At 40.7% G+C, this 7,451-nt stretch carries 7 protein-coding genes and 1 pseudogene; 3 read left to right on the forward strand and 5 right to left on the reverse strand.

What is annotated here, in order from left to right:
- Nucleotides 1-125: 125 nt before the first annotated feature.
- The 4 genes and pseudogenes from R7E78_RS23680 to R7E78_RS23695 form a co-directional block, all read right to left on the reverse strand.
- Entirely contained in the window at nt 126-1,532 is a 1,407-nt protein-coding gene (locus R7E78_RS23680; protein ID WP_282174572.1) for a DUF3987 domain-containing protein, read from the reverse strand.
- Between the two features lie 185 nt (nt 1,533-1,717).
- Nucleotides 1,718-2,152 carry a hypothetical protein gene (locus tag R7E78_RS23685; RefSeq protein ID WP_282174573.1) on the reverse strand — a complete coding sequence of 145 codons (435 nt, stop codon included), beginning with the start codon at nt 2,150-2,152 and terminating at the stop codon, nt 1,718-1,720.
- Nucleotides 2,153-2,575: 423 nt separating this feature from the next.
- Nucleotides 2,576-3,862, reverse strand: coding sequence for a tyrosine-type recombinase/integrase (locus R7E78_RS23690; protein WP_282174575.1), 1,287 nt, complete (start codon nt 3,860-3,862; stop codon nt 2,576-2,578).
- 744 nt (nt 3,863-4,606) lie between these two features.
- Nucleotides 4,607-4,717, reverse strand: a pseudogene (locus R7E78_RS23695) (IS5/IS1182 family transposase); the annotation flags it as partial.
- A 472-nt stretch (nt 4,718-5,189) separates the two neighbouring features.
- On the opposite strand from R7E78_RS23695, the gene R7E78_RS23700 reads away from it, so the two are divergent.
- Complete coding sequence (locus tag R7E78_RS23700; protein WP_225492287.1) at nt 5,190-5,714, forward strand: hypothetical protein; 525 nt, start codon at nt 5,190-5,192, stop codon at nt 5,712-5,714.
- Nucleotides 5,715-5,933: 219 nt separating this feature from the next.
- Here the strand turns inward: R7E78_RS23700 and R7E78_RS23705 are convergent, their stop codons facing one another.
- Complete coding sequence (locus R7E78_RS23705) at nt 5,934-6,389, reverse strand: hypothetical protein (protein WP_276464180.1); 456 nt, start codon at nt 6,387-6,389, stop codon at nt 5,934-5,936.
- 185 nt (nt 6,390-6,574) lie between these two features.
- Here R7E78_RS23705 and R7E78_RS31230 point away from each other — a divergent pair, with 185 nt between their 5' ends.
- Together R7E78_RS31230 and R7E78_RS23710 are read left to right on the forward strand one after the other, a co-directional pair.
- On the forward strand, nt 6,575-6,769 hold the full coding sequence (locus R7E78_RS31230) for a helix-turn-helix domain-containing protein (protein ID WP_025505681.1): 195 nt from the start codon (nt 6,575-6,577) through the stop codon (nt 6,767-6,769).
- Between the two features lie 45 nt (nt 6,770-6,814).
- A complete protein-coding gene (locus tag R7E78_RS23710; RefSeq protein WP_318058303.1) occupies nt 6,815-7,423 on the forward strand; it encodes a hypothetical protein in 609 nt (202 codons plus the stop codon).
- Nucleotides 7,424-7,451: the final 28 nt, after the last annotated feature.

A 7,451-nucleotide genomic window follows, 5' to 3' on the forward strand; every position in this document is an offset into this window, starting at 1 on the left:
TAGCATGAGTAGTTTTACAGGCAAAGCCGAAGCGGATGATAACCACCTACTGAAGTAGGTGGTTTAGGGCTGAAAATGAATAAAAAAATACCCACCAGCTTCATAAAGGACTGGCGGGTATGGGGCTATATCATAGTGATCGTTGCTTCACCAAATGGTGCGCTTGGTTTCTTGGTTATACCTATTAGCTCACGTTCACTTAATTGCTCTATCGTTTCCTGTACTGCTTTTGAATCTCTGGTTTTCTTGCCCTTTGTAAAACATTTTCGCCGTGATAGTGCGTTTACAACGTTTGTAGCTTTTACACCCTGCTTAGGCTTAACATACTCTATAACTGCTTTCTCGCGATCGCTGAATGCGACTATAGCAGATTCATTGATAAGCCCTTTCAGGTGCAATATGTAGCAATCAACAATTGCCATTGCTTCAGCAACTCTATCATCATGTATCAGTAAGTTGTTCCGGTCATTGCTCAAGTGCAAACATGCCGCTACTTTCATCACATGAATGTCATACTTACCAATAAGCCCCCTAAGCAAGCTATTAGCGTTCTCACCATCATTAGCGATTGTTGGTTCTAAACCGTTGCGTCTAAGCTTTATCTTGTCCCACGCCCTACCGCTTAGTGATAGAGCGGGTAAATCGTTATAGTCTCTATTGGCTATCTCTTTGTATAACTCCACCAGCGCACTGTGATAAGCGTTTACGGCCTCATCATTCATTGTGTGATATTGAGTATGGTCTCGCTCACCAAGCAGCGTGCTTTCTGACCATAAGATAAATCTCTCAATGGCCCCGCTAGTGTCGGATGCCTTTAGTAAATTCTCAATCATTCCATCTTGAGCTATCGCGGAAATAGCACCGACAACAAACCCCGTATAACTATCGCGGGATTTTCGCTTTGAACTATGCCACTCACCATTCCACCCCTTTAACACTAAGTCACGGTTTTGAGTACCTTTACCATCACCGTATGAAAGACCCATAAGCGTGTTAATGGCCCCCTGTTCTGCGCTTGCTATAGAGTAATAGCCGTTGGTGTGTGATAAGCACATATCTAGCGCCTCGGGCGTTGCATCTGTTATGAACTCAAAGAGACCGCTCAACCTTTTTTGCGCTTGCTTTAGTTGTGCTTTTAACTGCTTCTCTGCGTCCTTGTCGTCCTCGCACTCTATTGCGGCTTGCCTTGTTTCTATTTCCTTACGAATGGCTTTGTTCTCGCGCATAACCTCATTAATGACTGGCTTTTGTGCTTCCGATAAGACTCGACTCTTTGCGGCTGCTGGTGGCTGCTCACCACAAAAGTTAATGCTCAACGGCTGAGATCCGCCATGTTCATAATTAACGCGATAAGCTCGGCAAGCTACAGAACTAAAGATGCTCAAAACAGTGAGAAATGTAGTGTTTTTGGGCATCTTTGCGCTTTGGGCTAGTTCATTAGAAAAGCGGGCGATACCAGTACTTGGGCATAGAGGAATCAAATCAGTACAAGTGGCTGCTAGTTCGTCAAACCCCTTAATATCTGCCTTCATTTGTCCTCCTTGCTTCTTAGTATCCGTTGTGCCGCTTCAATAAAGCGCAACTTTGCAAGAATCGATTTATAAATTCTTTGCGATCTCTGAGATAGACCTTTTGGTATTTGCTGTGTCATTTGCTAGACTCACTTTTGTGGGCTGGTGGTAGTTTCCGCCAAGATTCAGACCACCAGCTCTTATATCTATGCGCTCGGCTTTTGTTGGCTGGGCGCGTTTCTTTTTAGGGCTTCTAATCCCTCATTAGCTGCTTCTAGCTCCTTGTATGCTTCTTTCACACGACTAGCACCGCTCATCGCTTCTGTGTGGCTCTCTTTTTTCAACTCCTTTCGCCTTTCTGCTCTAGCTAACGCATCAAGATAGCGAACCTTAGATAAATGACGCGGGTCTAAATACCGATATTCGATAACTCCGTTTTCTCTTACATCGATGAAGCGCCAGTATTGGAATGACCTACCTCTAAGCTGTTGTAGATAGCTGCGATAATTGCGCCCAAACTCATCACAAAGCTGCTGCTCTGGGATACTGTCACCGCCCATAAATAGATCGAGCATCTTCCGGCACTGAGTACCAGCTTTAGGAATTGCGTTTTGAGGTATTTCTTGATAGGTAAGAGGCATATTACTCGCCCCCTTCCAAACTGTTAATGAAGGCTTCTAGCGTACTTAATTTGTATCCTATGGCCCGACCGTTTACCATCAAGGGCCTTGGCATGATCTTGTCCTTAGCCCACCAACGCCAGAGTGTCTTGAGGCTTCTTCCTAGTATCTGAGCGACTTCTTCCATCGGAATGATGCGGTCAATTTGGTGTGATTGTTCAAGGTGATATTTCATTATTTAACCTCTTATGTGATCCATCTCACACAGTTTAAACAAATAACCTTAGTTGAGGGAATACGAGATCACGAGATATTAGTGAACAATCTGGCTTTATTTCGCATTTTCTTTCGCTTTTCGAGGCTTTTAGAGTATTTATAACAAAAGTTCACTTTTGACCCTCAATCTCCTTGACATGTACCTTTGCGCTTCATTGCTCATTAAATTTATCCTTTAAATGCCAAAACGTTATCAACTGTCTGTAAGCTTAATTTTTGTTCCCATACCTCTAACGCTCTGCGTTTTTCTGGTAAGTACTCATAACGGTCATAGTGTTTGCTAGATACATCATTTAAAGCATGGTTCTGTAGGCGGTCGCGAATATCTTTGCTGATCCCTAGCTCACCCATTAACGTTTTACACGTTCTGCGTAAATCCCTAGGCGTAAACGGCTTTATTTCTGGTGTGGACTCTCGATAACGTGCTGTGCCCTGTGACAGCGAATCTAGGCGTATATGTTCGCCAGTATTAAAACGATGTGGAAATATAAACGCGCTTTCATTGTTGAACTGCTGTTTTTGCAGTACCACCAGCGCACTATCTGTAAGGGGGATGATATGAGGACGTTTGTTTTTGGAAATGTCTGCGGTAATGAGTAACGTTTTTTGCTGCCAATCGATAGCCTCCCACTTTGAAGCCGCTAACTCATACGGTCTTTGTCCACCAGTAAAAAGGCACAATAAGATTAGATTGCGTATAGACTCGCCCATTTTAAAACGCTGGTATTCGTTATTGAGATCATCAATTAGTGCCATGACCTCGCCAAGTTTTAAGTAATGTTCACCGACTCTTTCCGCATCTTTCTGTTTTGGGATGCCTGCCACGGGATTAATATCTAGCCCAAACGTAGCTTCATCGATGTAGTTTGCCGGATCGTCATCATGCTTTAGGCCATAGTTAAACGCTGCCATTAGATAGCTACGTACTCGGTTTGATTGGGTTTTAGCGCCTCGCCTTATCATGGCTGCGAGAATAAACTTAACATCTTCTTTCGTAACATCTTTTGCTTTTGTTTCTGGTGGGATATGGGGATAGACTTCCTTTTCCAGTGAGGCAAGAACGGCTTTGTGAGTTCGCTTGCCGTCTTTTTCCATCTGCGCTACGTAGGCATCAAATAACTGTTTCAGGCTACCTTTGCGTGATTCTTCCCTTTTAGCTTGCTGTTGGGCTTTTTGCTGTGCTTCCAAGTACTCTTTGGGATCTACTCCCTGTATCAGTAGCTCGCCTAGCTCCTTTTGTTTGTTACGCGCATCATTTAGCGTTAACTCTGGAAACTGACCAAGCGGGATAAACTTCGCTTTACCCTCGACAAAGTAGCGGAATACAAAACGCTTGCTTCCTTTCGGTGTCACTTGTACGCCTAATTTGCCGCGTCCTCGCTGGCTGTTTGTATCCCATTCGTAGTAAGGCTTATCTTTTGGCTTTAAGCCTCTTATAGTGCTCACTGTTAACATATCCCACCCCTAGCCTGATTTGTTGCGCAACTTGACTATATGAAAATTTAGTCAAGTAATTAGTCAAGTAAGAGTGTACCTGAATGACATTTCATAAGAAAAGCTGAGAAATCAAAAAGCCACTAAACATCTGATAGTAATATTAAATTTACTAATTTGAGATAACTTGGGTATTAGTTGGAAAGAGTCATATCACGACTCATAATCGATTGGTCCCCAGTTCAAGTCTGGGAGGGGCCACCATATACAGAAAGGCCTGAGAGCATTTATTTGTTCTCAGGCCTTTTGCTTTTCAGTCGCTGTGCTACACATGTGCTACTTTTTCCAAAGTTTGTGAACTTTCTCACGAAGCCATATTAGCAATGTTAGGATCTAATTTTTGGTCTCAAGAGCTAAACAAACGCCCAATGAAACTCAAAGCCAATTCATTACATAGAAATCGCCGCTGATACCACTCATGGCATTCAGCTAAGTTGTAGTAACTCATACTCGATTTTACATCTCTGCTTGGTTAGTCACTACTAGAGCGTACAAATCATCCTGCCAAGATTGTCATCCTGCCAAGATCGTAACTTACAATTGGACATAAATCATTTAGGGAAGGTGCGAATAAGTTCTGCAATTTAGGTCTTGAGCAAGCCTTTACTTTGCCAACCTAAATTTCAAACGCTAAACGTCAAATTTAGGTCAATTAATGGGCGTTTTAGACCGAATTCTGGCCCCTTTTCGGGCCATCCCCGGATTTCAGACAGATCTTGGCTGTCGTCGCAACATTTGGTCTAATTTAAACAGGTTTGCCAAAGTGAATAACATGGCTAACTGTGAGTCATTTTTCATCAGTCCTTTGTAGCGAGCTCAGGGCAAGAGCGTACTTTGATGGAACTTTAAGCAGAAATCTCGATCAGATCGGCGGTTGTGTATAGCGAGTTTTCATCTACCAAATACCACCGAGTCACCGAACCGTAACAAAAAGAACTTGAATATAACTGTTAAAGAGCGTTTTACTCACGTTAAGACTTGATGCTTGACAGTAACTTCCACAAAATCAGAAACATAAAATAGACAACACCATGAATTTCTATCAATACTATACTTATCATCACCATAACTCACTATTATAGGAGTCGTTATGAAATGTAGACGGAAGGATTGTAGCAATAACATACCTAGACCAACCCCTAGAGGTACAAGAAATGGTTACTGTAGTCATACTTGTGAATTCAAGGACAAGCAAGAAAAAGACGTAGAGAGGAACAAAGCCTGATTTTGCTTTTCCTTAAGTGATGCTTAAAATGATATTTTTATAAACTGATAAAGAGGTTAGTATATGATAAGTTGGCTATTCGAAAAACTGGGAAGGAATTCAAGTAAGATTCAGGATAAAAGAATTTCAAGCTATCTTAATCAAGATATAATTAACAAGAAAAAAATTAATTCTTCTGACCCTACTATAGATACATCAGCATCTATACTAAAGAACGATCTTAAATCACAACTAGAAATTATTGAAAAATTAGATTCGGCTTTCGCGATTAATCACAATACGCTAGCCTACATCATGGCTCATGGTGCAATGATCATGAAAAGAGACTTAACAAAAGATGAGTGTGAAAGGATATGCTATCTAGTTTTGCCTCGTGTCCACGAATCTCATATCCAATCACTATTTATGATGGCTCGACATTCGTTAGCAAAAGCTTCAGAAGGTAATGATCTATTTAGTAATGCAAATAAAAATGTAATACCAGTAGTAATTGATGAGATGAGAAATTCATATAAATCAAACTTTCTACTTGATGAAATCGAGAGAATGAAATCAGCTATTGATGGCATGTTTAATCCTACAGCTTAGATTCTGACTCTTATACAACGTTTGACATTACAATGAAACTGACTTTGCATAAGCATCCAACATTAGAAATTGTTGGTCAATATATTCATTTTTGTTTGATAAAGAGTAACGACTCTAAGCAGGAAAGGGGCAGAGCTGATTTAGGGCAACCTGTCAGATATGCTCACATCGAGTAAACGAAACTGATAGATTACGTTCAGACTAATTCAGCTAAGTGTTTCATGGGTTAACTTTATCTATAGCTGAAAAAGCTCTATGCATCCTTACAGAGCGCTGTTCCTCTTCAAGTTCACTGCTTTTTTCTTTATCTAAACGTGAATCTTCAGACCTTCTCTCTCTTGCTTTTGTCTTCTTCGCTTGACTCCTTCTTGCTTGTTTGCTGATTGCTCCCCAAAACCTATCGAAAAAATCTTGATTTTTTGGGTGTGATAGACAGTAAGCTAAGCCATACATCTCATGAATTCTGTCTTCCCCTCTTGAATTCTCAAAATCCTTTATTCTCCTATGTAACTCTCGGATCAACTCACGGTCATTAGCATGTATAACTCGGGTACGCTTTAAATAACGTTCTAGTTTTTTAATCACAGCAAGCGTTAAGTCCTTTCTTCTCGCATCCCGAAAGATAAACCGTCGCCCATCACAGTCTTTACAAAGCTCATCTTCTAAAAAATTCAAGTCCATGTTTTATAAGAAAAAAATTAAAGATGTCCGCATTTTATTTTTTTAAGTCATATTTTGCTAGTTTTTTGTTATTTAAGAGTACTGAATGAGAAGTTAGATGAGGTTTAGCTCTAAAATCCTCAATCACCCACTGCTGTATTCTTACTCCCAATGATTAAGCACTCATTAGGAGAGTACCAATGAACACAGAACACTACCCTCAAGTGTTTTATACAACCTCGGAAACCGCTCGTTTACTTCGTCTAAAGCCACAAACGCTCGCTAAATGGCGTTGCAATAGAAGTTGTCCAGAACTTAGTTGGATCAAAATTGGAGCCAAAGTTCTCTACTCAGAAGAATCGATACAGAGATTTATAGAAATGAGTAAGCACTAGTACAAACAGCGACGACCACTAACCAAAACAAAAGGAACTCAAACTATGACTACTAAACCACTTCACCAGCATAAGACGCTTGGTTACCTCTCGATCCTAAACGATCAAGTTGCCAGCAGAGCTATCGACAAACGTTCACCATTAATCGTCCGAAAGCTGAGCTTCACCTGTCCTGTATCTGAAAAAAATCATGAGCGCTTAAATCGAAGATTAAGAGCGTTAACACTCAAAAATTCTCGTTTCACACAAGAAAAAAGCAGTGATTGCAATTACCGAAACTGTATTAGCTACCAAACAACTAACAATTCTTTGCTTCAAATACTATGGGAACCAAGAAACTCATCGATCAACTTTGTTAAGTGTGAACTCGATACGAATGAACTATCTGACCAGTGCTACAACGAGCTAAATAAGGCATTGAGTCAGCTATTCCCAACTAAATTCATCGATAACGTTATACGAAAGAAGTCTCGAATCAACAAAATTGCAGTAGAACTTAAACTTAAAAACATCGCCATAGAAAACATCGTATTAGCATTAAATCGATGTAAAAGTTCTGCTCATGTAGTTGGTGACTCAGAGTGTCACTCATACCAAGTTATCGGGGCTTTGTTGCGTAATTCGATGGAACTAAATCAAGAAACTACGATCTGAGCGGCTACGCCCATCAATCGTCGTAGCC

This window comes from Vibrio sp. YT-19(2023), assembly GCF_033337395.1.

Coding starts and splice junctions, on each gene's coding strand:
- R7E78_RS23700 (WP_225492287.1), top strand. CDS start 5,190: ATGATAAGTTGGCTATTCGAAAAACTGGGAAGGAATTCAAGTAAGATT.
- R7E78_RS23685 (WP_282174573.1), bottom strand. CDS start 2,152: ATGCCTCTTACCTATCAAGAAATACCTCAAAACGCAATTCCTAAAGCT.
- R7E78_RS31230 (WP_025505681.1), top strand. CDS start 6,575: ATGAACACAGAACACTACCCTCAAGTGTTTTATACAACCTCGGAAACC.
- R7E78_RS23710 (WP_318058303.1), top strand. CDS start 6,815: ATGACTACTAAACCACTTCACCAGCATAAGACGCTTGGTTACCTCTCG.
- R7E78_RS23690 (WP_282174575.1), bottom strand. CDS start 3,862: ATGTTAACAGTGAGCACTATAAGAGGCTTAAAGCCAAAAGATAAGCCT.
- R7E78_RS23680 (WP_282174572.1), bottom strand. CDS start 1,532: ATGAAGGCAGATATTAAGGGGTTTGACGAACTAGCAGCCACTTGTACT.